Source organism: Halomonas sp. ML-15 (assembly GCF_014779595.1).
GTDB lineage: Bacteria > Pseudomonadota > Gammaproteobacteria > Pseudomonadales > Halomonadaceae > Franzmannia.
Genome location: NZ_JACXZT010000019.1, coordinates 134764 through 160741, shown reverse-complemented (window position 1 = coordinate 160741; position 25978 = coordinate 134764). Strand labels below are relative to the sequence as shown.

The 25978-nt window shown below is 66.9% G+C and carries 24 protein-coding genes; 12 read left to right on the top strand and 12 right to left on the bottom strand.

Translation table 11 applies throughout. The features are described 5' to 3' along the window. Positions 1–46 precede the first annotated feature (46 nt). The 3 genes from rsmB to def all read right to left on the bottom strand — a co-directional run bounded on the left by rsmB (position 47) and on the right by def (position 3009). Positions 47–1378, bottom strand: coding sequence for a 16S rRNA (cytosine(967)-C(5))-methyltransferase RsmB (gene rsmB, locus IEI94_RS12365; protein ID WP_191167618.1), 1332 nt, complete (start codon positions 1376–1378; stop codon positions 47–49). After that, a complete protein-coding gene (gene fmt, locus IEI94_RS12360) occupies positions 1375–2361 on the bottom strand; it encodes a methionyl-tRNA formyltransferase (protein ID WP_191167617.1) in 987 nt (328 codons plus the stop codon). The genes rsmB and fmt overlap by 4 nt, the downstream gene beginning before the upstream one ends. 135 nt (positions 2362–2496) lie before the next feature. After that, positions 2497–3009: a peptide deformylase gene (gene def / locus IEI94_RS12355; protein ID WP_191167616.1), complete on the bottom strand. Its 513-nt coding sequence runs from the start codon at positions 3007–3009 to the stop codon at positions 2497–2499. A 149-nt stretch (positions 3010–3158) separates the two neighbouring features. On the opposite strand from def, the gene IEI94_RS12350 reads away from it, so the two are divergent. From IEI94_RS12350 to IEI94_RS12310, 9 genes are all read left to right on the top strand, one after another. Continuing rightward, on the top strand, positions 3159–4253 hold the full coding sequence (locus IEI94_RS12350) for a LysM peptidoglycan-binding domain-containing protein (RefSeq protein WP_191167615.1): 1095 nt from the start codon (positions 3159–3161) through the stop codon (positions 4251–4253). Positions 4254–4331: 78 nt separating this feature from the next. After that, complete coding sequence (gene dprA, locus IEI94_RS12345) at positions 4332–5408, top strand: DNA-processing protein DprA (protein ID WP_191167614.1); 1077 nt, start codon at positions 4332–4334, stop codon at positions 5406–5408. A 66-nt stretch (positions 5409–5474) separates the two neighbouring features. Continuing rightward, on the top strand, positions 5475–6044 hold the full coding sequence (locus IEI94_RS12340; RefSeq protein WP_191167613.1) for an L-threonylcarbamoyladenylate synthase: 570 nt from the start codon (positions 5475–5477) through the stop codon (positions 6042–6044). Between the two features lie 51 nt (positions 6045–6095). Further along, positions 6096–7019, top strand: coding sequence for an oxygen-dependent coproporphyrinogen oxidase (gene hemF / locus IEI94_RS12335; protein WP_191167612.1), 924 nt, complete (start codon positions 6096–6098; stop codon positions 7017–7019). Next, positions 7016–7828 (top strand): shikimate dehydrogenase, encoded by an 813-nt coding sequence (gene aroE, locus IEI94_RS12330; protein ID WP_191167611.1) that lies wholly within the window; start codon positions 7016–7018, stop codon positions 7826–7828. The genes hemF and aroE overlap by 4 nt, the downstream gene beginning before the upstream one ends. Positions 7829–8063: 235 nt before the next feature. Continuing rightward, the gene (locus tag IEI94_RS12325; RefSeq protein WP_224750115.1) at positions 8064–9632 is read left to right on the top strand and encodes an ABC transporter substrate-binding protein; all 1569 of its coding nucleotides are present in this window, start codon (positions 8064–8066) and stop codon (positions 9630–9632) included. A gap of 97 nt (positions 9633–9729) precedes the next feature. Next, complete coding sequence (locus IEI94_RS12320; RefSeq protein ID WP_191167610.1) at positions 9730–10710, top strand: ABC transporter permease; 981 nt, start codon at positions 9730–9732, stop codon at positions 10708–10710. Then, positions 10707–12443, top strand: coding sequence for an ABC transporter permease subunit (locus tag IEI94_RS12315; RefSeq protein WP_191167609.1), 1737 nt, complete (start codon positions 10707–10709; stop codon positions 12441–12443). Before IEI94_RS12320 ends, IEI94_RS12315 begins: the two co-directional genes overlap by 4 nt. Continuing rightward, the gene (locus IEI94_RS12310; protein WP_191167608.1) at positions 12440–14758 is read left to right on the top strand and encodes an ABC transporter ATP-binding protein; all 2319 of its coding nucleotides are present in this window, start codon (positions 12440–12442) and stop codon (positions 14756–14758) included. The genes IEI94_RS12315 and IEI94_RS12310 overlap by 4 nt, the downstream gene beginning before the upstream one ends. Before the next feature lie 34 nt (positions 14759–14792). Here IEI94_RS12310 and IEI94_RS12305 read toward each other — a convergent pair whose 3' ends face one another. Next, positions 14793–15050, bottom strand: a complete 258-nt coding sequence (locus IEI94_RS12305; protein WP_076749196.1) for a hypothetical protein — start codon at positions 15048–15050, stop codon at positions 14793–14795. Between the two features lie 15 nt (positions 15051–15065). Beyond that, a complete protein-coding gene (locus IEI94_RS12300) occupies positions 15066–15869 on the bottom strand; it encodes a M48 family metallopeptidase (RefSeq protein ID WP_191167607.1) in 804 nt (267 codons plus the stop codon). Positions 15870–15974: 105 nt separating this feature from the next. Between IEI94_RS12300 and IEI94_RS12295 the strand changes: the two genes are divergently transcribed. After that, complete coding sequence (locus IEI94_RS12295; protein ID WP_191167606.1) at positions 15975–16838, top strand: ATP-binding protein; 864 nt, start codon at positions 15975–15977, stop codon at positions 16836–16838. An 8-nt stretch (positions 16839–16846) separates the two neighbouring features. On the opposite strand, the gene IEI94_RS12290 is transcribed toward IEI94_RS12295, so the two are convergent. Then, entirely contained in the window at positions 16847–17470 is a 624-nt protein-coding gene (locus IEI94_RS12290) for a hypothetical protein (RefSeq protein WP_191167605.1), read from the bottom strand. Between the two features lie 146 nt (positions 17471–17616). Here IEI94_RS12290 and IEI94_RS12285 point away from each other — a divergent pair, with 146 nt between their 5' ends. Continuing rightward, positions 17617–18060, top strand: a complete 444-nt coding sequence (locus tag IEI94_RS12285; RefSeq protein WP_191167604.1) for a hypothetical protein — start codon at positions 17617–17619, stop codon at positions 18058–18060. Then, positions 18057–19154, top strand: coding sequence for a PQQ-dependent sugar dehydrogenase (locus IEI94_RS12280; RefSeq protein ID WP_191167603.1), 1098 nt, complete (start codon positions 18057–18059; stop codon positions 19152–19154). Before IEI94_RS12285 ends, IEI94_RS12280 begins: the two co-directional genes overlap by 4 nt. 60 nt (positions 19155–19214) lie before the next feature. On the opposite strand, the gene der is transcribed toward IEI94_RS12280, so the two are convergent. Genes der through IEI94_RS12250 form a run of 6 tightly spaced genes read right to left on the bottom strand, consistent with a single transcriptional unit; the run spans position 19215 to position 25971 of the window. Beyond that, on the bottom strand, positions 19215–20618 hold the full coding sequence (gene der / locus IEI94_RS12275; RefSeq protein WP_191167602.1) for a ribosome biogenesis GTPase Der: 1404 nt from the start codon (positions 20616–20618) through the stop codon (positions 19215–19217). Continuing rightward, positions 20615–21766, bottom strand: a complete 1152-nt coding sequence (gene bamB / locus IEI94_RS12270; protein WP_191167601.1) for an outer membrane protein assembly factor BamB — start codon at positions 21764–21766, stop codon at positions 20615–20617. The genes der and bamB overlap by 4 nt, the downstream gene beginning before the upstream one ends. Continuing rightward, on the bottom strand, positions 21763–22422 hold the full coding sequence (locus tag IEI94_RS12265) for a YfgM family protein (protein ID WP_191167600.1): 660 nt from the start codon (positions 22420–22422) through the stop codon (positions 21763–21765). The genes bamB and IEI94_RS12265 overlap by 4 nt, the downstream gene beginning before the upstream one ends. 55 nt (positions 22423–22477) lie before the next feature. Next, entirely contained in the window at positions 22478–23767 is a 1290-nt protein-coding gene (hisS, locus tag IEI94_RS12260) for a histidine--tRNA ligase (RefSeq protein WP_191167599.1), read from the bottom strand. Positions 23768–23795: 28 nt separating this feature from the next. Further along, the gene (gene ispG / locus IEI94_RS12255) at positions 23796–24911 is read right to left on the bottom strand and encodes a flavodoxin-dependent (E)-4-hydroxy-3-methylbut-2-enyl-diphosphate synthase (protein WP_191167598.1); all 1116 of its coding nucleotides are present in this window, start codon (positions 24909–24911) and stop codon (positions 23796–23798) included. Positions 24912–24921: 10 nt separating this feature from the next. Then, the gene (locus IEI94_RS12250) at positions 24922–25971 is read right to left on the bottom strand and encodes a RodZ domain-containing protein (protein ID WP_191167597.1); all 1050 of its coding nucleotides are present in this window, start codon (positions 25969–25971) and stop codon (positions 24922–24924) included. Positions 25972–25978: the final 7 nt, after the last annotated feature.

Sequence of the window (25978 nt, the reverse complement as noted above, 5' to 3'; positions counted from 1 at the left end):
ATAAACCAGCCGCCCGGGGAAGGACAGGCGGCGGGTCAGCAGGGTGTCAGGGGCGCGCTTTTTCGAGCCGCGCATAGAAGAAGCCGTCGTGGCCGGCTTCGCGGGGCAGCAGTTGGCGGCCGTCGCCGGCCGGGCGTCCCCAGGAAACGTCAGCGGGCGTGGTGACGCGGGCATCCGCGGTGCGGGCCAGAAACGCCTTGATCTGATCGGCATTCTCTTCGGGAAACACCGAACAGGTGGCGTAGACCAGGCTGCCGCCGGGGGCGAGGACCTGCCACAGGCGGTCGAGCAGGCGTCCCTGCAGCGCCGCCAGTTGAGGGATGTCGTCGGCGCGGCGCAGGCGCTTGATATCGGGGTGGCGGCGAATCACGCCGCTACCGGAGCAGGGGGCATCGAGCAGGATGGCATCGAAGCGATCCGCCTCCCAGCCCTCCAGGCGGCTGGCGTCGGCCTGTTCGACGCGTGCCCTGAGTCCCAGCCGATCCAGCGTCTCGGTGACTCGGGTCAGGCGCTGGGCGTCGCTATCCAGTGCGGTCAGGTCGATCTCGAAGGCTTCGAGAAGATGGGCGGTCTTGCCGCCGGGGGCGCAGCAGGCGTCGAGCACTTGTGCCCCGGGGCGCGGCGCCAGGACCGGGCCGAGCAGCTCCACGGCGAGCTGGGCGGCCTCGTCTTGCACGCTGACCTCCCCCTCGGCGAACCCGGGCAGCGCCCTGACGTCGCAGGGGGTCTCCAGGGTCAAACCGTCGGGGGCGAACTCGCAGGGACGGCTTTCCAGACCGCACTCCAGCAAGCGCTCGCGATACACCTCGCGGCTGATCCGGCGACGATTGATACGCAGCGTCATGGGGCCGGGGGTATTGTTGGCAATGGCGATCTCGCGCCAGTCATCCGGCCATGCCTGGCGCAGTGCCTTGAGCAGCCAGGCCGGATGCAGCAGGGCGACGCACGGATCGCGGTCGACCTTGGCTTGCAGGGCGCTCTGTTCACGCTGCAGGCGTCGCAGGCAGCCGTTGATCACCCGGGTGGCCCACGCCTTGCCCAGCAGCCGCGCGGCGCCGGCGGTCTCGCCTACCGCGGCGTGGGCCGGGATGCGCAGGTAGAGCAATTGATAGATGCCCACCAGCAGCAGCGCCTGGACATCGCGGTCGCGGGCCTTGAAGGGGCTGCGCAGCAGCTCGTCGGCGAGCGCCTCGAGGCGTGGCAGGCTGCGGCAGACGCCATAGCAGAGGGCGCGGAACAGGGCGCGGTCGCGGGGGTGAACATCGCCGTCGTCGAGGGCAGAAAGCGACCCCTTGGCATCGATAACCGGCAGCAGGGCGCGGGCAGCGGCGGCGCGCAGTGCCTGACCGCTGCCTTGGGACGTGGACGCGTCGTTCATCGGGTCGTCTCCTGGTGTGACAGCCGGGTACCGGCGGTGAAACGCTCGCCGCGGGCCTTGAGCAGTTCGCGCATCGGCAGCGCCTTGCCGCCGGGTAGCTGTGCCTGGGTGACGCACAGCACCTCGTCGCCGTGGGGACCGCAGGCGATGCGCAGGGCATCTTCATCGTGCTGCAGTAACGTGCCTGGAGCCACCTGCCGGGGATCGTCGTGGCGGACCTCGCCGGGGATGGCCAGCCATAGCCGCAGGCGCTCTTCACCCAGGGTGCACCAGGCGACTGGCCACGGGTTGAACGCGCGCACCTTGTCGGCGAGGCGGGCAGCAGGCTGGGAGAAGTCGAGCTCGGCCTCGGCCTTGGAGAGCTTGGCGGCGTAGGTCACGCCTGCCTCGGGCTGCGACCTGGCGGTCAGCCCCTCGCTGGCCAGGGCATCCAGCGCGGTGACGATCGCTTCGCCACCCAGCTCGGCGAGGGTATCGTGCAGCTCACCGCCAGTGGTGGTGGCGGTGATCGGCGTGCGCCGCTCAAGCAGCATGGCGCCGGTGTCGAGACCGGCGTCCATCTGCATGATGGTGACGCCGCTCTCGCTGTCGCCGGCTTCGATGGCGCGCTGGATCGGCGCCGCACCCCGCCAGCGCGGCAGCAGCGAGGCGTGGACATTGAGGCAGCCGAGCGCTGGCGTATCGAGCACCGCCTGGGGCAGGAGCAGGCCGTAGGCAACCACGACCATGATGTCGGCGTCGATGGCGGCCAGCTCGGCCTGGGCGTCGCCGTCCTTGAGCGAGGCCGGCTGAAACACCGGCAGGTCGTGGGACAGGGCCAACGCCTTGACCGGGCTGGGGGTGAGCTTACGGCCGCGACCGGCGGGGCGATCAGGCTGGGTATAGACGGCCACCACCCGGTGCTGGCTGTCGAGCAGCGCTGCCAGGTTGGTAGCGGCGAAGTCGGGGGTGCCGGCAAAGATGACGCGTAGTGCTTGGGTCATGACGTCGGGCCTTGAGGGATCGGAAAACGGTGCGCTCATGATAGCCGATCGACCCGCTGCGGGGGCAGGCGTTGGGCCATAAGCAAAGCGGCCCGCAGCGCTGCTGCGGGCCGGCTCGGGGATGATGAGATGGCGCTAGGCGTCCTGCATCAGCTTGTGACGCTTCTGCATCTTCTTGAGAATCCGCTGGCGCTTGAGCGGCGACAGGTAGTCGACGAACAGCACGCCTTCGAGGTGGTCGTGCTCGTGCTGAATGCAGTGCGCCAGCAGGCCGTCGGCCTCGAGCTCGTAGGGCTGGCCGTCGCGATCCAGCGCCTTGAGCTTGACGCGCAGGGCGCGGGGCACTTCAGCATAGTACTCAGGGATCGACAGGCACCCCTCCTGGAGTGGCTCGCGCTCGTCACCAAGGGGCGTGTACTCGGGGTTGATCAGCACCCGTGGGTCGCTCTGATCGTCGCTGACGTCCATCACGATGACGCGGCGGTGCACGTCTACCTGGGTCGCCGCCAGGCCGATGCCACGTGCGTGGTACATGGTCTCGAGCATGTCGTCGACCAGTTGGCGTACCTCGTCGTCGACTGCGGCCACCGGCTCAGCCTTGGTGCGCAGGCGCTCGTCGGGATATTCGAGGATGGGTAACTTGGCCATGGCGTTGAAATCACCGTTATGCTGTTATCAAGGGATATGGCCATATTGTAGTGGGCGGCTGCGCGCAGTGAAACCGCCGGTTGTGTCATGCGCCATCGATAAAAGCGATAAACCCGTTGAGCGGGACCGTACCAAGGGGAAGCGACAGGATGAAGACGAGTGAGGCGAGGCAGGGGGCATGGCATGGCTGGCTCGCGGCTTGGGCACTGCTGGCCATGCTGCTACTGTGCTTGCCGGCCATGGGCCAGGGGCTCGGCGATGCCGGCCTGCGTGGCGATGCACCTGATCGCTACACGGTGGTGCGAGGCGACACTCTATGGGATATCTCCGGGCGTTTTCTGCGCCACCCCTGGCAGTGGCCCGACGTGTGGGAAGTCAATCCGCAGATTCGCAATCCGCACCTTATCTACCCCGGCGACACCGTCTACCTCTATTATCAGAATGGCCAGCCGCGGCTTGGTCTGGAGCGCGGGCGCGGCGAAGTCAGGCTGTCGCCGGAGGTGCGGCGCACCCCGCGGCGTGAGGCGGTACCGCCGCTGCCGCTGGAGCGTATCGAAAACTTCCTCACCGAGTACCGCGTGCTCGACGACCCGGCGCTGGCCGACGAGCAGGCCTACGTGGTGGGCGGCGACGACCGCCGCCTGATCAGTGGCGCCGGCGACCGCATCTATGCCCGCGGCGATCTGCCCGAGGGGGGGCGTTTAGGTATCTATCGCCTCGGCGAGACCTATGAAGATAGCGTCACCGGCGAGTCCCTGGGACTCGAGTTGGTCGGCGTCGGCCAGGCGCGCTGGATGCGCCGCGAGGGTGATATCGCCACCCTCGACGTGCTGAGCGCCACCCAGGAGGTGCGCAACGGCGATCTGGTACTGCCGCTGGAGAGCGGTGAATTGGTCACCGAGTTTCTGCCGCGGGCGCCGGAGCGGGCGGTGGAGGGGCGGCTGCTGGCGGTACCGGGGGGCGTCCAGTTTATCGGCCGGCTGCAGGTGGTGGCGCTGGACCGTGGACGTCGCGACGGCCTGACCCCGGGGAATGTGCTGAGCGTCGAGCAGCGCGGTGAGCTGGTCACCGATCCTGTCACCAACGAGTCGCTGCGCCTACCTGGCGAAGAGTCAGGCCTGGTGATGGTGTTCAAGAGCTATGACAGGATGAGCTATGCGTTGGTGATGCGCGCCAGCCGCAGTCTGGCGATCGGCGATCGAATCTTTAATCCCAGCAGCAGTGAATCCGTGGCACGTCGCTAGTAGGCTTTACACGAAACGTCGGCGAGCGCAGGCAGTTGTCGTACGACACCTCGCGATATCCATCAGGGAGGAACATGCATGACGGCCAGGGAGTGGCTGGTACTCGCGGGACTACCCGGGCTCGGCCCCAGGCGCCTGGCCCAACTGATCAGCACCACTCCGCACTGGCCCGATGGCTGGCTGGCGGCGATGCCCGAACCGGCGCGCAGCCATCTGCGGCTGTGGCTCGAGCATCCCGCTCGTAGCCCGCTGCAGGCACAGGTCGATGCCGCCCTGGCATGGGAGGCCGCGGCCGACCACCATCATCTGCTGACCCCCGCGCATGACCAGTGGCCGGCACTGCTTGATCAGATTGCCGACCCGCCGCCGGTCCTGTGGGCCAGCGGCGATCTGGCCGCCCTGGCGCTGCCGGGCCTGGCAGTGGTCGGCTCGCGACGGCCGAGCCGCGATGGCCTGCACAACGCCCAGCGCTTTGGCCGTGAACTTGCCGAACAGGGCTGGTGCGTGATCAGCGGCATGGCCCTGGGCGTCGACGGCGCCGCCCAGCAGGCCGCGCTGGATGCCAGCGGCCGCAGCGTTGCGGTGCTCGGCTGCGGGGTGGATGTGATCTATCCCCAGCGCCACCGTCAGCTCTATACCCGTCTGCGTGACGAAGGCGGGCTGCTGCTCTCCGAGCATCCCCCCGGCACCACCGCGCATCCGGCGTTCTTCCCGCGTCGTAACCGTATCGTAACCGGGCTGTCCCTCGGCGTGCTGGTGGTGGAGGCCGCCGAAAAGAGCGGCTCGCTGGTCAGCGCGCGGCTGGCCATCGAGCAGAATCGCGAGGTGTTTGCGGTCCCAGGCTCGATCCACAACCCCCAGGCACGCGGCTGCCTCGGCCTGATTCGCGACGGCGCGGCAATGGCCACTTGTCTGGCCGATATCCTCGCCGAGCTGGGGCACTGGACGCCGCCCAGCCAGGCGCTGTCGCCTGCTGCCGCAGCTGGCGATCAGGATCCGCTGCTGGCCTTGCTCAGTGACCGTCCAACGCCGCTGGATGCCCTGGTAGCGCTGAGTGGACAAGACGTCAGCGACTGCCAGCTGCGGCTGCTCGAGCTCGAGCTGGAAGGGCTTGCCACTCAGGCGGTGGGGGGCTGGATCAGGCTGCCGCAATAGCGGTTTATCAACGCTCAGGCCGGCCATGCTAGACTCTGTGCCCTGTCATTTGGCGAGGAGTCTGTCATGCCTGAATCCGCGACGCCGCGCCTGTCGGCTGCCTTGGCCGCCAAGGCCCTGAGCCGTGGCGAGCTGATCGCCTACCCCACCGAAGCGGTCTGGGGGCTGGGCTGCGATCCTGCCAGCGGCGAGGCGCTCACCGCCCTGCTGCGACTCAAACAGCGCGATCCGGCCAAGGGCCTGATCCTGGTGGCGGGAAATATCGGCCAGTTCGCGCCCTGGCTGGCAGGCCTGCCAGCAGAACTGCATGCGCCGCTGGTGAGTAGTTGGCCGGGTCCCAACACCTGGCTGGTGCCGGACAACGGCCATAGTCATCCGCTAGTGCGCGGCGGACACGCCTGCGTGGCGCTCAGGGTCAGCGATCATCCCCTGGTGCGTGAGCTGTGCGACGCCTTCGGGGGGCCACTGGTTTCGACCTCGGCCAACCCGACCGGCGAGCCCGAGGCGCGTTCGGCGGAGCAGGTCGAGGCCTATTTCGGCGCCGCCCTGGCGGGCCTCGTCGATGGCCCGCTGGGCGGACGCGATGCGCCCAGTACTATCCGCGACCTGGTCACTGGGCGCGTGCTGCGCGCCTGACGGCACTATGTCATGCGTTATTTTTTTAACCGATGAGTCTAGGGAGGTAGCGTGGCCCACGCGCATCTCGATGAGGTCAAGCACTACCTGCTCGATCTACAGGATCGGCTATGCCAAGCGCTGGCCGCGGAAGACGGCCAGGCCGACTTCTGTGAAGACAGTTGGACCCGGGAGGAGGGCGGTGGCGGCCGCTCGCGGGTGATCGAGAATGGCGCCGTGTTCGAGAAGGGCGGCGTCAACTTCTCCCACGTCTACGGCGCACAGCTGCCGCCCTCGGCGACCGCGGCTCGCCCCGAGCTCACCGGCCGCAGCTTCCACGCCGTAGGGGTATCCTGGGTGCTGCACCCGAGAAACCCCCATGTGCCCACCAGCCATGGCAACGTGCGTTTCTTTATCGCCGAGAAGGCCGGTGAGACGCCGGTATGGTGGTTCGGCGGCGGCTACGATCTGACCCCCTTCTATCCGGTGCTCGACGACGTACGCCACTGGCACCGCGTCGCTCGCGACGCCTGTGCGCCCTTCGGCGATGACGTCTACCCCCGCTACAAGGCGTGGTGCGACGACTACTTCTATCTCAAGCATCGCGACGAGACTCGCGGCGTTGGCGGGCTATTCTTCGACGATCTCAACGAAGGCGGTTTCGAGCACTGCTTCGCCTTCCAGCGCGCCGTGGGCGACAGCTTTATCGAGGCCTATGTACCGATCGTGCAGCGCCGCCGCGGCGATGAATATAGCCAACAGCAGCGTGACTTTCAGCTCTATCGCCGCGGTCGCTATGTAGAGTTCAACCTGGTGTGGGATCGTGGCACCCTGTTTGGCCTGCAGAGTGGCGGGCGCACCGAATCGATCCTGATGTCGCTACCGCCGCTGGCCGCCTGGGAGTACGGCTATACCCCGGCGCCCGGCAGCCCTGAGGAGGCGCTCTACCGGGACTATTTACGGCCCCGCGACTGGTTGGGAGAAGAGGCCTTATGACTGACCGCTACTGCGTATTCGGCCATCCGGTGGCGCACTCCAAGTCGCCGGCGATTCATGCCGCCTTCGCCGCCGCGCTGGGCGACGATATCGACTACACCGCCATCGAGGCGCCGCTGGATGACTTCGCCGGCGCCTGGCAGAGATTTATCTCCGAAGGGGGGCGCGGCGCCAACGTCACCGTGCCGTTCAAGGAGCAGGCTTACCGGCTGTGCGACAGTCTCAGCGAGCGCGCTCGCCGCGCCGGGGCTGTGAATACCCTGGTGCTGGGCGCCGAGGGCGTCACCCATGGCGATACCACCGACGGCGTGGGCCTGGTCGGCGACCTCGAGGCTAATGGTGTTAGGCTGGCTGGCGCCCGGGTGCTGGTGCTGGGTGCCGGTGGCGCGGTGCGTGGGGTGCTCGAGCCGCTGCTGGCGTCCCGGCCGACCAGTGTATTGGTGGCCAACCGCACCGCCGAGAAGGCCATGGCACTGGCCGCCGACTTCCAGGACCTGGGAGTGATCTCGGGGGGCGGCTTCGCTGATGTGGCAGGGACATACGACCTGGTGATCAATGGCACCAGCGCCAGCCTCGCTGGCGATCTGCCGCCGCTGCCGGACGACCTCTTCGCGGACGGTGCCAGCGCCTACGATATGATGTATGGCGCCGAGCCCACGGTATTCCTGCGCTGGGCCAGCGAGCGCGGCGCGCGCCCGATTGATGGCCTCGGCATGCTGGTCGGCCAGGCCGCCGAGTCCTACCGCCTGTGGCGTGGCCAGACCCCCGATACCGGCCCGGTACTGGCCGAGCTGCGCCGCGCGCTCTAGTTGTTCACTGTATCAAACGCATGCCCCCGCCGGCCCCGGACCGGCGGGGCGCGTGCGTGTGTCCATGGCCTTTGCGTTTAATCGAGCGTTTGACGGCGGTGGCGAGCTTTCCTAGCCTGGCCAGAAGTCTTTGTTGTAAAGACGCCAAATCTCCTAATAACAACTCACGATGAGGCAGATAACAGTGAAAAATGTTGCAGTGACGCGTTTCAAGAGAACGCTCCTGGCGAGCGCCATGGGCCTGACCGCGGCCTCGCTTAGCGCTCAGGCGCTGGCCCAGGAGGCGGTGCCCTCGATCGACCTGATGACCACCACCGAGTCCTATGATCCGATTCGCTACGAAGCGGCTTTCATGATCGCCGAGCGCTGGGAGGAGCTGGGCTTCGAGGTCAATGTCCAGCCCACCGAGTTCAGTACCGCCCTGGAGCGCTTCTACGATCAGCAGGACTTTGACGCTACCATCCTCGGCTGGAGCGGCCGTACCGACCGACTCGATCCGCAGTTCTTCCTCAGCACCCTCGACTCCCGCCAGGCCAACCCCGGCGGCAATAATCCCGGCGGCTACGAAAATCCCGAGTTCGATGCGCTGTTCGACCAGCAGTCACAGGCCTTCGATCCGGATGAGCGACAGCGGCTGGTGATGGAGATGCAGGAGCTCTACAAGCCCGACGCGCCGCTGGTGGTGCTGTTCCACCGCGATGAGGTGGTGGCCTTCAACCACGACGCCTTCGAGGGCTTCGAGCCGATGGCGGGCGAGGGGCTCTACAGCGAGTGGGGTCCGATGGAGGCGACGCCGGTGGGGGATCGCAGCACCCTGCGCATCGGCGGCCCCCAGGAGCCCGACAACCTCAATCCGCTGGCTTCCACCTCGGTATGGGGATGGAAGTGGATGCGTCTCTACTATGATCGCCTGGTGCGCCTGTCGGCCGATGTCGAGCCGCTGCCCTGGGCCGCCGAGGAGGTCGAGCAGGTCGACGACACTACCGTGGCGGTGACCCTGCGCGAGGGCATGACCTTCCACGACGGCGAGTCGCTCACCGCCAGTGATGTGGCCTTTACCTGGAACTACTACCTCGACCAGGACTACAGCTACTTCAACTCCTACCTGGCGGCGCTGGATAACGCCGAGGTCGTGGACGAGCATACCGTCCACTTCCATCTCAGCGAGCCCTCGGCGTCGTTTGCCAGCATCTCGCTGTCGCAGATCCCGATCCTGCCCGAGCATATCTGGTCGGAGATCGACGACGCCTCGACACTGAGTCCCGAGGAGGTGCCCACCGTGGGCTCCGGGCCCTTCCAGTACGAGCGCTTCGATCGCGGCGAATTCATGGCCATCAGCAAGTTCGACGACCACTTCCATGCCGACGAGATTGCCGTCGACGGCGTCGAGTTCATCATCTATGCCGACATGGAAGGGGTCTATACCGGCCTGCAGACCGGCGAGATCGATGTCACCGCCTGGCGCATGGAGCCCGGTCAGATTGCCCTGGCCGAGAGCGAGGACCACCTCACCGTGGTCAACGTGCCTGACTTCGGCTACTTCCACATGACCTACAATCTGCGTCGCGAGCCTCTGGACGACCGCGCCGTGCGCCGTGCGCTGACCATGGCCAGCGACCGTGAGCGGATGGTCAACGTGCTGCTCGACGGCCGCGGCGAGGTGGGCTCCAGTGTGATCGCGCCGGTCAACACCTTCTGGCACGAAGCCTTTATCGAGCGCTTCGACTTCGACATGGACGCGGCCCGCGCCGAGCTGGAAGAGGCGGGTTACAGCTGGGATGAGGATGGTCGCCTGATGCGCTGAGCGCATCCCCGAGACCATCGCCTTCCTTAGAGGTGCCGCCACCCCGCTATGCTCACGAGGCTGAGCGGGGTGGACGGCCGTTTACAGCGAGTCCGTCATGTCGTCACGCAGAAGCTATCTGATACGCCGTGTGCTGCACGGCTTCATGGCGCTGTTCATCATCGCCACCCTGCTGTTCTTCCTGTTTCGTCTGGGGCTGCCCGACCCCACTGCCGCGCTGATCACCGAGGGGCTGAACCCTGAGGAGCGTGAGCGCATACGCGCCAGCTTCGGCCTCGACCGGCCGATCTGGGAGCAGTATTTCATCTACCTGGCGAATATCGTCCAGGGCGATTTTGGCTACTCCTTCCACTACCGCGCGCCGGTGGCGGACATCATCTGGGAGCGGCTCGGCAATACCATGATCCTGATGCTGCCGGCCATCGTGCTGGCCTATGGGGTTGGCGCACCCCTGGGTGCCTGGCTGTCTTGGCGGCGTGGCAGCCGCGCCGACACCAGTGGCATCTTCGTCGGCCTGATGTTTCGCTCCGCGCCGATGTTCTGGACCGGCATGATCGCCATCCTGATCTTCGGCATCGGGCTCGGCTGGCTACCCACCAGCGGCATGCGCACGCTGCCCTACGAGGCCTCCGGCTTTCTCGACAAGATATTCACTCTCGACTTCCTGCATCACCTGATTCTGCCGGCCCTGGTGGTGGCGCTCTACTACCTCGGCTCGCCGCTGCTGATCATGCGCAACACCATGCTCGAGGTGTACGGCGAGGACTTTATCGAGATGGCCCGCGCCAAGGGGCTGCCGGAACGCCGCATCCTCTATGCTCACGCCGCGCGCAATGCGCTGCTGCCGGTGGTCACCCAGCTGGCGGTCACCATCGGCCTGGCCGCCGGCGGCCAGGTGGTGGTCGAGGTGGTGTTCTCGTGGCCGGGGCTGGGGCGTGAAATCCTCAACTCGGTGCGCACCTCCGACTTCCCCCTCGCCCAGGCCAGCTTCCTGGTAATGGCGGCCTTCGTCATTACCCTCAACCTGCTGGTCGACATCCTTTACACCATGCTGGACCCGAGGGTGAGCTTCAAATGAACCGATCACGACTGATGAAAAGCGCCCAGGAGCCGATCAGGGCGATCCTCGGGGACCGGCTGGCGCTGGTGGGGCTGGCGGTGCTGCTGTCGATCATTGCCATGGCGCTGTTTGCCCCGGTGCTCTCGACTCACGCCCCGCTGGCGGTCAATGAGCGCGAGGAGGGCTCGCTGTTCACGCGCAGCGTCGACGCCGGGCAGGTGCGCTGGCTGGCCTCGCCGCCGCTGGGCGACGCCACCCTGAATGCCGCCGACTACCGTGACGGTCTGGGCATGGCGGTGGGCCGCGACGGCGTGGTATGGCGCTATGCGGGGGGCGACTGGTCGCCCCTCGAGACGCCGCTGTCGACCACCCTGCACGCGGTCAATATTCGCCAGGACGGCGCCACCCTGGTGGCCGGCGCCCAGGGCACGGTAGCGCTGTGGACCCCCGACGATACCTGGCAGACCTTCGACATGCCCGAACCACTGGGGATCAACGGTATCGCCTGGCGCGATGATGACACCGCGCTGCTGGTGGGCGGCGGCGAGACCATCTGGCGGCTGGATCTGACCAGCGGCGACGTTGAGTCGCTTGAGAGTCCGGTTGGGCGTGGCTTCGACCTCAACGCCGTAGCGCTGGACGCCGACGGCAGCGCCTGGTTGGTGGGCGACCGAGGGCTGGCGCTGCGCCTCGATCCCGACGACGACGCCCCGACCCTGGAGCGGCTGCCCGGCAACCGTGAGCTCAATCATATCCATATCGCCGACAGCGGGGCCGGCCTGATCGTCGGCGAGCGCGGTACCCTGCTGGTCCGTGATGACGCCGAGGCCAGCTGGCAGAGCCAGGATGCTCCGGACTCCCGGGCCATGCGCGCCGGCTGGATCACCGACGAGGGCCACGCCTTTGCGGTGGGCCGCAGCGGCATCGTCTTCGAGCGTGAGCCGGGCGGTGACTGGCAGCTGATACCCAGCGACGAGGAGCGCCACCTGCGCGCATTGATGGTTACCGAAGAGCACTACTTCGCGCTGGGCTCGGATCGCTTCGTCAATCGCCTGGCGCCGCCCTCCGGCGAGCACTGGTTCGGCACCGACCATCTCGGCCGCGATCTCTTCAGCCAGAACGTCCACGGCTCGCAGATCGCCCTGCTGGTGGGCTTTCTCGGCGCCGCCCTGGTGGTGCTGATCGGCGCCAACGTGGGTCTGGTGGCCGGTTACTTCCGCGGCCGCACCGAGACCGTGCTGATGCGTACCGTCGACGTCATGTACGGGATTCCCTTCGAGCCCTTTGCGCTGATCCTGGTACTGCTCTTCCAGCCCAGTCTGTTCATCGTCATTCTTGCCGTGTCGCTGCTCACTTGGCGCACCGTGGCGCGACTGATTCGCTCCCAGGTGCTGAGCCTGCGCGAGCGGCCCTTCGTCAAGGCGGCGCGGGTCGCTGGGGCGTCGGACCTGCGCATCATGTATCTGCATATCTTCCCCAATGTGATGCCGCTGGTGTTCCTGGAGCTGGCCATCATCGTCGGGGTGTCGATCATCGCCGAGGCGACGCTGTCGTTCCTCGGCCTGGGGCCGCCGCAGTCGATCTCCTGGGGCGGCATCCTGCATAACGCACGGCTCTCCGGGGCCTGGCGCGAGGCCTGGTGGTGGAACCTGCCACCCGGGCTGCTGATCATGATCACGGTGCTCTCCGTGTTCTTCATCTCCCGCTCGCTCGAGCTGGTGGCCAATCCGCGACTGAGGGCACGTCGATGAGCACATCTCCACTATTGACCGTCGATGACCTGGCCATTCACTACCAGACTGGCGCCGGCCCGGTGCAGGCCGTGGACGGGGTGAGCTTCGCCCTCAAGCCCGGCGAGGCGCTGGGCCTGGTCGGGGAGTCCGGCTGCGGCAAGACCACTGCGGCCAAGGCCATGCTGCGGCTGCTGCCGCCGAATGGCCTGGTGCCCCGGGGGCGCATCGATTTCGCTGGCCGCGATCTGCTCGGCCTCGACCCGGAGGCGATGCGCCGCGTGCGCTGGGACGAGATCGCCTGGATCTCCCAGGCGGCGATGAACGCCCTGGATCCGGTGTATACCGTCGGCGATCAGATCCTCGAGGCGATGAGTGCGCACCGCAAGATCAACCGCAAGGCCGCCTGGGCCCACGCCGAGCAGCTGTTTCGCGATGTGGGCATCGATCCCGGACGGCTCTCCGCCTATCCTCATGAGATGAGTGGCGGCATGAAACAGCGCGCGGTGATCGCCATGGCGCTGGCCCTCGACCCGCAGCTGATCGTCGCCGACGAGCCGACCACCGCCCTCGACGTGGTGACCCAGGCGCAGATCCTCTCGCGGCTGACCAAGCTGCGCCGCGAGCGCGGCCTGGCGCTGATGTTCATCACCCACGATATCTCGGTGGTGGTGCAGACCTGCGATCGGGTAGCGGTGATGTACGGCGGCCAGCTGATGGAGACCGGGCCGGTGCGTGAGGTGTTCGCCAGCCCCTTCCACCCCTACACCATGGGTCTGACCAACGCCTTCCCGACCCTGGAGGGAGCCCAGCGCGAGCTGATCTCGATTCCCGGCAGCCCGCCGGATCTGCTCAACCCGCCGTCGGGCTGCCGCTTCGCCGAGCGCTGTCCGTTTGCTACCCAGCGCTGCACCAGCGAGACGCCGCCGCTGACCGCGGTGGGCGAGGGCCGCCATGCGGCCTGCCACTACCCCGAGCAAGCGGTGGATTTCCGTCAGCGGGCGGCGCAGAACGCCACCTGGCAGATCGCCGGCGAGCGCCTTGGTGAGCAGGTACAGGGCGCGGGCAGCCTGGAGCGGCGCATGAGTGAGACGCCGATTCTCGAGGTCGAGGGGCTGAAGAAGTACTTCCCGGTGGAGCAGGGCTTTCTCGATGGCCTGCGCGGCAAGCACAAGTCTCGCCAGGTTCACGCCGTCGACGATATCGACTTCGATCTGCGCGAGGGGGAAATCCTTGGCCTGGCCGGAGAGTCGGGCTCGGGCAAGACCACCACCGGCGAGCTGCTGGTGCGACTGCAGGACGTCACCGCCGGCGAGATTCGCTTCGACGGCGTCAATATCGCCGCGCTCAAGGGGCCGGCGCTCAAGGCGTTCAGGCGCAGCGCGCAGATGATCTTCCAGGACCCGTACCAGACCCTCAATCCGCGCTTCACCATCCACGATATCGTCGCCGAGCCGCTGATCATTCACGGTCTGGCCGAGGGCGATGCGCTGGAGCAGCGCGTGGTCGAGTCGCTGGAGCGGGCCGGGCTCAAGCCGGCCAGCGCCTATCAGGATCGTTTCCCCCACGAGCTCTCGGGGGGCCAGCGGCAGCGGGTGGCGATCGCCCGCGGGATCATTCTCGAGCCGCGCTTCATGGTCGCCGACGAGCCGGTGTCGATGCTCGATGTGTCGATCCGCGCCGGGGTGCTCAACCTGATGCGGCGTTTCCGCAACGAGCTGGGCATCTCCTTCGTCTACGTCAGCCATGACCTGCCGACCATTCGCTATGTCGCCGACCGCACCGCGATCATGTACCTCGGCGAGATCGTCGAGGTGGGGCCCACCGATACCCTGATTCAGGAGCGCAAGCACCCCTACACGCAGCTGCTGCTCGATGCCAGCCCCGAGCCGGACCCGGCGGTGGTCAAGGCGCCGCTGGAGAGCGCCGGGGAGATTCCCAGCGCCGTAGAGCCGCCCAACGGCTGCCACTTCCATACCCGCTGCCCCAAGGCCATGGCCCACTGCGGCTGGGAGGGGCGCGACGTGGCCACGGCGCTCAGCGAATGGCGGATTCACGGCGGCGAGATACGTCATCTGGGTGGCGTCAGCGTGACTGGCCTGAACGCGCAGCTGGCGCTGGCGGAAGGCGCCGACTCAGCGGCGGCGAGTCAGGAGCTCGAGGCGATTCTCTCGGCCAAGCATCCGTCGCTATGGCAGGCGGCCCAGGTCGAAGTTCGGGAGGGGAGTCTAGGCGTGGCGTTCACCGCCCAGGCATCGCCCAAGCGGCGGCTGATTGCCCGCGAGCACTCGGTGGCTTGCTACCTGTATGAGGAGCGCGCCGACGCCACGTCGTAATACCAGCCCCCGCGCTTGCCGCGGGGGCTGGCCTTCAGCGCTGCTTGACGTAAAACCCTACCATGCAGAGCACCAGGCCCAGCACCGACAGCAGCATGCCGCCGTTGACCAGTAGCGGGTAGCGTTCCAGCCAAGAGACGAACGGCTGGGGAGTGTCGCGGCACACGCCGTCGAGGTAGTCCCAGTAGCCGCCGGAGAGGGTGCACTCGCGTACGTCGCCGAGTTCCCAGAAGTAGACGCCCATCAACACGATGACGGGCACGATCAGCAGCAGTAGTCCAAGTCGTAGCATCGGCTCAGTAATGTCTTAGCCAGGGCGCTGGCAGTTGGGTTGGCGGCCGGCGCTTCGCGCCTGCTCGTAGCGTGACAGGGCGTCGTCCATATTGGCCTCCAACCCCGCCATGCGCTGGCCTTGGCTGGGGTGGGTCGACATCCACACCGGCGGCTCGCCGCCGCTGGCCGATTGCATGTTTTCCCATAGCGTGACGCTGGCGCGGGGGTCGAAGCCGGCCTCGGCCATCAGCCGCAGGCCAATCACGTCGGCCTCGCTCTCGTGGCGGCGCGAGAAGGGCAGCATGATGCCGTACTGGGCGCCGGCGCCAAGCAGGCCAAGCATCTGTTCGCCCTGGGGGCCCTGCAGGCCGGCCACCGAAGAGAGGATCGACATGCCGACCTGGGTCGCCGACTGGGTCGAAACCCGCTCGTTGGCGTGGTTGGCCATCACATGGCCCATCTCGTGGCCGACCACCGCGGCGACCTGATCCTGATTGGTGGCGATGTCGAGTAGACCGGTATGAATGCCCATGTAGCCGCCGGGCAGGGCGAAGGCGTTGGCGGAGTCATCCTGGAAGACGCGAATCTGCCAGTTGTAGTCGCGGTCGCGACCGGATAGCTCTGCCACCAGGGCATCGGCGATGCACTCGGCATAGCGGGCGTGGGCGCCGCCGACCACGGTCAGGTCCTCCTGATACTGTTCGAAGGCCTGCTGGCCCATCTGATTGAGCTGCTCATCCGAGTAGAGGGTGAACTGCTGACGCCCGGTGGGCGAGCTGGCGCAGGCGGCGAGCGATATACACAGCGCGCCAATGGCAATTCGGGGGATCCAGCGCATGGTCAAGCGTCCTCGTAGTCCGTCCATAGGCAGTGGACGAAAGCCACTGACCTGCCACAAGATACCCGGATACCCACCAAGGTCAACCAGAGGGAGAATCCGTTCATGGATGCCGAGCTGTCCGCGCGACTCGCCAACCTGCTCGACCGCGTCGAGGCCTTTCTGCCGCCCCCGTCGCGACGCATCGACTGGTCCCATGACGTGGCCGCGCTATGGCAGCGCCACCCACTAGGTGGACAACTTCTCCCGGTGCCAGTTCGCGATGCCGCTACCCTGGACGATCTGCTCGGGGTCGAACGTCAGAAACGCGCCCTGCTGGCCAACACCCGGGCTTTCCTGCAGGGGCTGCCGGCCAATCACGCTCTGCTGTGGGGCTCACGGGGCAGCGGCAAGTCGTCGATGGTGCGGGCGCTGCTGAACACCCTGGCCGGCGAGGGACTGCGCCTGATCCAGGTCGACCGCCATGATCTGGCCGGGCTGCCGGGCTTGGTCCAGCAGCTGCGCGATCAGCCGCAGCGCTTCGTGGTCTACTGTGACGATCTGTCGTTCGAGGCCAACGACGATGCCTACAAGGCGCTCAAGAGCGTGCTGGATGGCACTCTGACCGGGCCCCCCGACAACGTGCTGCTCTACGCCACCTCCAACCGTCGCCACCTGCTGCCGGAGTCGCTGGCCGACAACCAGCAGACTCAACTGGTGGGCGACGAGCTGCATCACGGCGATGCGGTGGAGGAGAAGATCTCGCTGTCGGATCGTTTCGGCCTGTGGCTGGCGTTTTACCCCTTCAACCAGGCCACCTACCTTGAGGTCTGCGAGCACTGGGTGGTACGGCTGGGCGGCCCGGAAGACTGGCACGCCGAGGCCCGCGAGGCGGCGATCCGCTTCGCTACCCTGCGTGGCGGCCGCAGCGGGCGAGCCGCCTGGCAGTTCGCCTGCCAGTGGATTGGGGAGCAGCGCCTGGACGCGTAGCGCTAGGCCTAGGATTGTGGTGTCAGACTGCCATCCGGATTGACGCTAAAGCGCACCGTGGGCATCCACAGGCCGGGTGGTAGACTGACTCCGAGCCCGCGTACCCCGCCTGGGGTGATGGCAAGCTCACTGCCCGGCGGCAGCTCGCCGCGGTTGGCCAACTGACTGGCCAGCTGCACCATCGGCGCGAAGCGCTGACGGTCGCCGAGCACGTCGAAGCTCACCGGCAGGCGCAGGTCGGCGTCGTCGCCCGGAGTCAGCGCCACGCGCTCCTCGTAGTTGCCACTGATCGGCTCGGCGTCGGGGACGTCGAGGGTCCAGCGAAAGCCGTTGAGTTCCACTGGCGGCATGCCCCGGGGCAGCCCCAGGCCCATCGCCAGGGTAGCCTGTACCGGCAGGCTGCCGGTGCCGAGGCTGGAGGCGATCAGGGAGGTGATGTCGGAGGTGTCGAGACCGGCACGGATGGCATAGGGGCCGATCCGCACGTCTTCCACTCCCAGCGAGGTCACCGCCAGTCGCATGGCGAACAGGCTGGTCTGGGGCATCGCCAGGCAGCCGGCAAGCAGCAGCGCGAGTCCGGTGGGCAGCAGCAGCCGCCAGCGGCGGCGCAGACGAAAGGCGAGAAACGACATGATCATGAACTCCTGGGCATGGGATAATAGCCGGGTGCACCCGGGAGCGGCCGCGGGGCGCGCGCATTCTAGGGCCAGTGTAGCGGGTTGCCAAGATATTTCGCGCCGCGTGGTCACCGCCAACCAATGACCAAGGAATGTCGATGATGGCGAGATGGAGAGCGAGACTGCTGGGTTTCGTGCTGGCGCTGCTGGTCGCCACCCTGAGCGGCTCACTGATCCAGACTCAGTTCAACCTGGCGGCACTCGCCGCACTGGGGGCCGAGATCAGCCTGGCCACGCGGCTGAGCACGAGTTTCCACGACCTGCTCGGGTTCGCTCCCCTCTATGCTGGCCTGATGGCGGCCGCACTAAGTGCTTCGCTGCCGCTGGCGGCGCTCGGCCGCCGCTGGCTGCCGCTCCCCGCCGGCCTGGTGTACGCCGCGGCCGCTGCGCTGGGCGTGTGGCTGGCGTTCATGGTGGTGGACGCCATGGCGCCGATGCCGACCCTGATCGCCGCCACGCGTAGCCTGACCGGCACCCTGGCGATGCTCGCCGGCGCCGCGCTAGGCGGCTTGGTCTACGCCCGTTGTGTGGGGAGACGCTCATGATATGCCGATATATGCAGGGCATGATGGTGACGCTGCTGCTGACGGGCCTGGCCCACGCCGACTATCGCCTCGAAACCGTGACCGAGGGCCTCGAACACCCCTGGTCGCTGGCGTTCTTGCCCGATGGCCGCATGCTGGTCACCGAGCGCCCGGGGCGGCTGCGCCTTGTCGAGGCCGACGGGCGCTTGCGCGAGGAACCGCTGAGCGGAGTGCCCGAGGTCTTCGCCGAGGCGCAGGCGGGGCTGTTCGAGGTGATGTTGGCGCCAGACTTCGACGACAGCGGGCTGCTCTACCTGAGCTATGCCTATGGCGACCTGAGCGCCAACAATACCTGTCTGGGGCGGGCGCGCTTCAACGGCGAGGGCCTCAGCGGCGGAGAGGTACTGTTCTGCGCCTCACCGGCCAAGCGTGGCGCGGCGCACTATGGTGGTCGCATGGCGCTGCTGCCCGATGAGACGCTGGTATTGACCCTCGGTGACGGTTTCGACTATCGCGAGGAGGCACAGAATGCCGCCAACCATCTGGGCAGCCTGGTGCGGCTGACTCTTGATGGCCAGGTGCCCGACGATAACCCCTTCCTCGGCGACGACACGGCACGCCCGGAGCTCTATAGCATCGGTCATCGCAACGTCCAGGGCATCGTCTTCGATGCCGAGCGAGACGAGCTGCTGATCAACGAGCACGGTCCTCGCGGCGGCGATGAACTCAACCGCATTCAGCCCGGCGCCAATTACGGTTGGCCGCTGACCACCCATGGTGTCGACTATACCGGGGCGCGGATTACGCCGTTTCGCGAGCTGCCAGCCTTCACCCCGCCGTTGCTGCACTGGACGCCGTCGATTGCGCCCTCTGGCATGGCGCTCTATCGCGGCGCAGCCTTCCCGGATTGGCAGGGCGACCTGTTCGTCTCTGCATTGGCCGGTCAGCAGGTGCGGCGTCTGGTCCGCGAGGAGGGCCGCGTGGTCGAGCAGCAGGTCCTCTTCGAGGAACTCGAGGCGCGTATCCGTGACGTGCGGGTGGGGCCCGACGGCTATCTCTACCTGCTCACCGATCACGCTGAGGGAGCGCTGGTGCGGGTCGTGCCGGCATCCTGAGAAACGCCGAGGGGCGCCTGATTCAGGCGCCCCTCGGCAATCAAAGCATACCAGTGGCCGTCAGCGACGATTCTTGCGCGCTTCCTTGGTGCGGCCCAGTTCACGCTTCTTGGCCTTCTCGCGGTCGCTGGCGCCGGCGTCGCTGTCGAAGGGATTGCTGCCGGAGCGGAACTCGAAGCGAATCGGCGTGCCGCGCACCTTGAGCACCTTGCGGAAGGTGTTGGTCAGGTAGCGCTTGTAGGCATCCGGCAGCGCCGCGGTCTGGTTGCCGTGGACCACGATGATCGGCGGGTTGCTGCCGCCCTGGTGGGCCATGCGCAGCTTGATGCGGCGGCCGTGGACCAGCGGTGGCTGATGATCGCTGACCGCGTCCTGCAGGATAGTGGTCAGGCGATTGGTCGACCAGTGGCTATTGGCCGAGGAGAAGGCGCGATCGATGGAGGGGTAGAGGTCGCCCACCGCGGTGCCGTGCAGCGCCGAGATAAAGTGCATCTCGGCGTAGTCGGCGAAGCCCAGACGGCGCTTGATCTCGGCGCGCATCTTGTCCTTGGCTTCCGCCTCCAGACCGTCCCACTTGTTGACCGCCAGTACCAGGGCACGACCGCTGCTCAGTACATAGTCGAGCAGATGCAGGTCCTGCTCGACCAGGCCGCTGCGGGCGTCGAGCACCATGATCGCCACGTGGCACTCCTTGATGGCGTCGAGGGTCTTGATAATCGAGAACTTCTCGGCGATCTCGCGGACGTTCTTGCGGCGCCGTACCCCGGCGGTATCCACCAGCACATAGGGCTTGCCGCGGCGCTCGAAAGGGATCTCGATGGCATCGCGGGTGGTGCCGGCCTCGTCGAAGACTACCACTCGCTCTTCACCGAGCAGGCGATTGACCAGGGTCGACTTGCCGACGTTGGGTCGCCCGATCACCCCGATGCGAATGCCGTTGCTGATATCCGTCGGGGCGGCGTTCTCTTCCCGCTCGGGGAAGGGCGCCAGCACCGCGTCGATCAGCGAGGTGACATTGCGGCCGTGGGCGGCGGCGATGGCGTGCGGGTCGCCGAGTCCCAACTGCCAGAAATCGGCCATTGCGGAGTGCTCTTCGAGGCCGTCGGTCTTGTTGACCACCAACCAGGTCTTCTTCTGGTTGACCCGCAGGTGGTTGGCGATCGCTTCGTCGGCGGCGATCAGGCCGGCGCGGGCGTCGACCATGAACAGCACGATGTCGGCTTCGTCGATGGCCAGCAGCGACTGTTCGGCCATGGCCGCGTCGATGCCATCTTCGTCGCCGCTGATGCCGCCGGTGTCGATCACCGTATAGGTCTTGTCGCCGAGCGCCCCGTTACCGTACTTGCGATCGCGGGTGAGGCCCGGGAAGTCGGCCACCAGGGCGTCCCGCGAGCGGGTCAGGCGGTTGAAGAGCGTGGACTTGCCGACATTGGGTCGGCCGACCAGAGCGATGACTGGGTTCATTGTGTCTCGCGAATCTGCAGAGCTTCGAGGCGCCCGTCGTTGGCCAGGGCGTAGACCCAGCGGCCGTCGGTCAGCGGGCGCAGGCTGATACCCGAGCGGTTGACCCGGGTGCGGCCAATGACGTCGCCACTGTTGCGGTCGAGCAGGTGAACGTAGCCCTCGAAGTCACCGAACACCAGCTTGTTGTCGGCCAGCGCCGGGGCGGTGATCCAGCGGCCTTCGAAGTCTTCGGAACGCCACAGCAGGCGTCCGGAGAGGGCATCGAGGGCCAGGATGTGGCTCGCTTCATTGACCGTGTAGAGGGTATCGCCAACCAGCAGCGGCGAGAGATAGCTGGAGTGCTCGCGCTCCCACAGGATCTCGCCGGAGGTGGCCTCCATGGCCAGCAGGCGGCCGTTGTAGCTGGTCACGTAGAGACGCCCGTCGGGGGTCAGCAGTGGCTGACCGTCGAGATCCACCAGGCGGTCGACCTCGGTACGGCCCTGGGGTACGGCAACGCGCATCTCCATCAGCGGCTGGCCGCTGCGGTTGTCGAGGGTGGCCAGGCGGCCGTTGGCGAAGCCGACGAAAGTTACCGGGTCGATGACCTGGGGCGTGCCGGTGCCGCGCAGGGTCAGCGCCGGCTGGGAGCTGGAGTGCACCCACACCTCATTGCCGCTGCTGCGATCCAGGGCGGTGACGTTGCCGTCAACGCTCTGTACCACCAGCAGCTGCTGGTTGGCCTGGGGCGCGGCCAGCACCTCGCTGGAGACCCGGGTACGCCACACGATCTCGCCATCGTTCTGGTTCAGCGCCAACACTTCGCCGTTGCGGGTACCCAGGTAGACCTGGCCGGCCACCGCGTTGAGACCGCTGGAGACCGGCGTATCGAGGTCCTTGCGCCATAGGGTGTCGCCGCTCTCGGCGTCCAGCGCATAGACCTCACCGCGCTCGTCGGCGGCGAAGATCACGCCGTCTTCACGTGACGGGCCGATGGGGTAGGTGGCACGGCCCAGGCCGCGACCGACGCGCTGGCTCCAGGCAGTATTCAGGTTGGCCTGCTCATCGAAGCTGGTCAGCTCCTTGGGCGGATACTGCGGTTCCACCTTGCCGGCACAGCCGGCCAGCAGGGCCAGCGCCGCGGCGGCGATCACGAGAGTCGGTTTCATAGGGTGGCATCCTCCGCACCGAGGTTGTCGAGCTTGAGTTGTACGCCGTACAGCGACTGGCCGTATTCCACGGCCAGCGCCATGGCTTGGCGGTAGGCGTTGCGGGCGTCGTCGTCGCGCTCCAGCGCGACGAAGGCATCGCCGCGAATATCCTCGCGCTGGGCCGCTAGCGAATCGGGGATGCCGCTGTCGAGCACCTCGAGGGCCGCCTCGGGATTGCCGTCGGCGATCTGTACCCGGGCCAGGCGCAGCCGCGCCAGGGCCTGGACGTAGTCGCGGGCATTGCCGTCGACGACGTCGCCGAGGGCGGCACGCGCCGAGGCCAGATCGCCCTCGGCGACTGCCAGGCGCGCCTCGATCAACTGCGCCAGATCGGCGTAGAGCGTGCGGCCGTGGTTATCGGTGATTTCGTCGATCAGCCCGCGCGCTTCGGCGCGGCCGCCCTCATCGAGGTCGGGATCGGCGGCCAGGCTGAGCAGCTGCTGATAGCGCAGCGAGGCCGCTTCAGCTTGATTCTCCTGATAGTTCTGCCAGGCGTTCCAGCCCAGCACACCGGAAATGGCGATCACCACCCCGGCAATCAGCGAGGTGCCATTGTTCTTCCACCAGGCCTTGATGGCATCAAGCTGCTCTTCTTCGCTTCTCAGCTCCGCCACGGGCGGTCTCCTCTGAATTCGGAATGCATGCCGCAGCGCTCGTGCGCCGCGGCGGTCAAGCGACGCTCAGCAGTTCGGACAGCGCCGCGGCCAGGCCGTCGCGCGGCAGGCTGCACTGTTCGCGATCGTCGCGCAGAAACTTCACGGTTACCGTGCCTGCGGCGAGCTCATCTTCGCCCAGCAGTAGCGCCAGCCGTGCGCCACTCTTGTCGGCTTTCTTGATCTGGCTCTTGAAGCTGCCGCCACCGCAGTGCACCTGCACGCGCAGCGCGGGCAGCGCCTCGCGCAGTGTCTCGCCGAGCAGCAGGGCCTCGCGGCTGGCAGCAGCATCCATGCCCAGCAGGTAGAGATCGAGGGCCGGCGTGGCCTCCTCGGGCACCAGCTCGAGGGTCTCCAGCAGCAGGATCAGTCTCTCGATACCCATGGCGAAGCCCACCGCCGGGGTGGGTTTGCCGCCCAGCTGCTCGACCAGGCCGTCGTAGCGGCCGCCGGCACATACCGTGCCCTGGCTGCCCAGCGCGCTGGTCGTCCACTCGAACACGCTGCGCGAGTAGTAGTCGAGGCCGCGCACCAGGCGGGGGTTGATCACATAGTCGATGCCGGCGGCGTCGAGGATCGCGGTGAGCTGTTGGAAGTGCTCGCGGGACTCGGCGTCGAGGTGATCCATCAACTGGGGCGCGGCGTCGAGCATGGCCGCCATGTCGGGATTCTTGGAGTCGAGGATGCGCAGCGGGTTGCTGGAAAGCCGCCGCCGGGAATCCTCGTCGAGCAGTTCGTGATGCTGCTCGAAATAGGCCACCAGGGTGTCGCGGTAGGCGGCACGGGCGTCCAGCGAGCCCAACGAGTTGAGCTCCAGGGTGACGTGATCGAGCAGGCCGAGCTGCTTCCACAGCCGCGCCGAGAGCAGGATCAGTTCGGCGTCGATATCCGGCCCTTCGAGACCGAAGGTCTCCACGCCGACCTGGTGGAACTGCCTATAGCGGCCCTTCTGGGGGCGCTCGTGGCGGAACATCGGGCCCTGATACCAGAGCCGTTGGGTCTGGTTGTGCAGCAACCCGTGCTGCATGGCGGCGCGCACGCAGCTGGCAGTGCCTTCCGGGCGCAGGGTGAGGCTGTCGCCGTTGCGGTCCTCGAAGGTGTACATTTCCTTCTCGACGATGTCGGTGACCTCGCCGATGGAGCGCGCGAACAGTGCCGTCTGCTCGACGATCGGCATGCGCACCTCGGCATAGCCGTAGCGCTGCATCAGGGTCTGCACCTGGGCCTCGAAATACTGCCAGTACGGTGACTGGTCGGGCAGCAGGTCATTCATGCCACGAATGGCCTGGATCTTCTTCTGGCTCAACACTAGCTCCTTACATATCGCCGGGCCTTCAGAGGTCCCGGGCGATCACGTCCTGTTCGGCCTGCTCTTTGAGGCGTACGCGCTCCCGGATCAGACGCTCGAGGTCGTCGACCAGGTGATCGTTGCGCAGCTTGCTGGCGGGTTTGCCGTCGATATACACCAGGTTGGCGGGGCTGCCGCCGGTCAGGCCGACATCGACTTCCTTGGCCTCACCGGGGCCGTTGACCACGCAGCCGATCACCGACACGTCGAGCGGTGTCATGATGTCTTCGAGGCGTTCCTCGAGAGCATTCATGGTGCCGATCACGTCGAAGTTCTGCCGCGAGCAACTGGGGCAGGCGATGAAGTTGATGCCCTTGCTGCGCAACCGCAGGCTCTTGAGCATATCGAAGCCGACCTTGATCTCCTCGACGGGATCGGCGGCCAGCGATACGCGGATGGTATCGCCGATACCGTCCATCAGCAGCATGCCGAGGCCGATCGACGATTTGACGGTGCCCGAGCGCAGTCCGCCGGCCTCGGTGATACCCAGGTGCAGTGGCTGTTCGATACGGCTCGCCAGGTCGCGGTAGGCGGCCACCGCCATGAACACGTCGGAGGCCTTGACGCTGACCTTGAAGTCGGGGAAGTCGAGGCGTTCGAGATGGTCGATATGACGCATCGCCGACTCCACCAGCGCTGCCGGCGTCGGCTCGCCGTACTTCTTCTGCAGATCCTTCTCCAGCGAGCCGGCGTTGACGCCGATGCGGATCGGGATGCCGTTGTCGCGGGCCGCGGAAACTACCGCTCGTACCCGCTCTTCGCGGCCGATGTTGCCGGGGTTGATGCGCAGGCAGTCGACGCCGAGTTCGGCGACGCGCAGGGCGATCTTGTAGTCGAAGTGAATATCGGCGACCAGCGGCACCTCGACTTCGCGCTTGATCTTGCCGAAGGCCTCGGCGGCGTCCATATCGGGCACCGAGACGCGCACGATATCGGCGCCGGCGGTCTCGAGCTGGCGAATCTGCGCCACGGTGGCAGCCACGTCGAGGGTGTCGGTATTGGTCATGCTCTGCACCGAGATCGGCGCACCGCCGCCGACGGCGACCGAGCCGACGTGGATCTGGCGTGACTGGCGACGTGTGATTGGAGACTGAGCGTGCATGGTGACTAGGTCATTCTCCCAGGGTGAAGCGGGCAACGTTGTTGCTGCCGGCATAGCCGACCAGGTCGACCTCTTCGCCGAGATAGCGCAGCTCGACGCCGGTGACGTTGCCTACGGTAAGGCGGAAGGGCGGTTCGCCCTCTACGGTAGCTTGGGTGCCGGGCTCCTGCAGGCCGACGAATACGCGCTGGTTGCCGGCATCGAAGATCTCGGTCCAGGACTGCTCGTTGAAGGTCAGCTGCAGTACGCCGGGGCCGGTGGCGGCATCGTCATCGGCGGCGGCGCTCTCTTCGACCTCGGCAGTGGCGGCTTCGGCCAGGTCGCCTACCGCCTGATCGTCGTCGCTTGCCGCGTCCTCTTCTGCGGGCGCCTCGGTCAGTGCTGGATCTTCGACCAGAGGAGCATCGCTCGGTTCGTCGACGGGAGCACCGGTTTGTGGATCATCGGCCAGCAAGGCGTCATCGGCGACGGGGTCGTTGAGGACGGCGTCGTCGACCAGGCCCAGGTCGCTCTCGTCGTCCGGCAGCGGGGGCAGCGGCTCGCTCTCGGCAGCGGCGTCCTCTTCGCCCTCGGTAATGGTGGTGCCGTCGAGCGTATCGACGGCTACCGGCTCGCCGCCGCCCATGCCCAGCAGATCGGTGCCCTCGCGGCTCTGCCACCACAGCAGGGTCAGGGCGATCAGTGCGGCTATCACCAGCAAGGTGACCAGCTTGAATAACCAGGCGCCGAGTTTGGAGGGTGGCTTGGTGACGTGGACCGGAGTCACCTTGCGCTCGGTCTCGGCGCCGCCGAAGTGATTGTTGTAGGCAGCGATGACCGGCTTGTCGTCGATACCCAACAGCCGTGAGTAGGCGCGCAGGTAGCCGCGGCGATAGGCGGCCACCGGTACCTCGTCGTAGCTGTCGCTCTCCAGTCCGCGGACTACCGCAGGGCGAAGATTGAGGGCGGTAGCCACCTCGTCGAGCGGCATGCCCTGGCGCTCGCGTTCGCGCTTCAGCAGGTCGCCGGGTGACGACTGGGGGGCAAAGTCCGCTACGTCGTTATCGTGAGTGTCGCTCATGGCTGAG

Bases quoted from the DNA above. Each gene is read 5' to 3' on its own strand.
- IEI94_RS12350 (WP_191167615.1), top strand. From the start codon at position 3,159: ATGAAGACGAGTGAGGCGAGGCAGGGGGCATGGCATGGCTGGCTCGCG.
- IEI94_RS12340 (WP_191167613.1), top strand. From the start codon at position 5,475: ATGCCTGAATCCGCGACGCCGCGCCTGTCGGCTGCCTTGGCCGCCAAG.
- def (WP_191167616.1), bottom strand. From the start codon at position 3,009: ATGGCCAAGTTACCCATCCTCGAATATCCCGACGAGCGCCTGCGCACC.
- IEI94_RS12325 (WP_224750115.1), top strand. From the start codon at position 8,064: ATGGGCCTGACCGCGGCCTCGCTTAGCGCTCAGGCGCTGGCCCAGGAG.
- dprA (WP_191167614.1), top strand. From the start codon at position 4,332: ATGACGGCCAGGGAGTGGCTGGTACTCGCGGGACTACCCGGGCTCGGC.
- IEI94_RS12290 (WP_191167605.1), bottom strand. From the start codon at position 17,470: ATGTCGTTTCTCGCCTTTCGTCTGCGCCGCCGCTGGCGGCTGCTGCTG.
- IEI94_RS12315 (WP_191167609.1), top strand. From the start codon at position 10,707: ATGAACCGATCACGACTGATGAAAAGCGCCCAGGAGCCGATCAGGGCG.
- fmt (WP_191167617.1), bottom strand. From the start codon at position 2,361: ATGACCCAAGCACTACGCGTCATCTTTGCCGGCACCCCCGACTTCGCC.
- rsmB (WP_191167618.1), bottom strand. From the start codon at position 1,378: ATGAACGACGCGTCCACGTCCCAAGGCAGCGGTCAGGCACTGCGCGCC.
- IEI94_RS12280 (WP_191167603.1), top strand. From the start codon at position 18,057: ATGATATGCCGATATATGCAGGGCATGATGGTGACGCTGCTGCTGACG.
- IEI94_RS12300 (WP_191167607.1), bottom strand. From the start codon at position 15,869: ATGCGCTGGATCCCCCGAATTGCCATTGGCGCGCTGTGTATATCGCTC.
- IEI94_RS12295 (WP_191167606.1), top strand. From the start codon at position 15,975: ATGGATGCCGAGCTGTCCGCGCGACTCGCCAACCTGCTCGACCGCGTC.
- IEI94_RS12285 (WP_191167604.1), top strand. From the start codon at position 17,617: ATGGCGAGATGGAGAGCGAGACTGCTGGGTTTCGTGCTGGCGCTGCTG.
- IEI94_RS12305 (WP_076749196.1), bottom strand. From the start codon at position 15,050: ATGCTACGACTTGGACTACTGCTGCTGATCGTGCCCGTCATCGTGTTG.
- IEI94_RS12320 (WP_191167610.1), top strand. From the start codon at position 9,730: ATGTCGTCACGCAGAAGCTATCTGATACGCCGTGTGCTGCACGGCTTC.
- aroE (WP_191167611.1), top strand. From the start codon at position 7,016: ATGACTGACCGCTACTGCGTATTCGGCCATCCGGTGGCGCACTCCAAG.
- ispG (WP_191167598.1), bottom strand. From the start codon at position 24,911: ATGCACGCTCAGTCTCCAATCACACGTCGCCAGTCACGCCAGATCCAC.
- IEI94_RS12250 (WP_191167597.1), bottom strand. From the start codon at position 25,971: ATGAGCGACACTCACGATAACGACGTAGCGGACTTTGCCCCCCAGTCG.
- bamB (WP_191167601.1), bottom strand. From the start codon at position 21,766: ATGAAACCGACTCTCGTGATCGCCGCCGCGGCGCTGGCCCTGCTGGCC.
- IEI94_RS12310 (WP_191167608.1), top strand. From the start codon at position 12,440: ATGAGCACATCTCCACTATTGACCGTCGATGACCTGGCCATTCACTAC.
- der (WP_191167602.1), bottom strand. From the start codon at position 20,618: ATGAACCCAGTCATCGCTCTGGTCGGCCGACCCAATGTCGGCAAGTCC.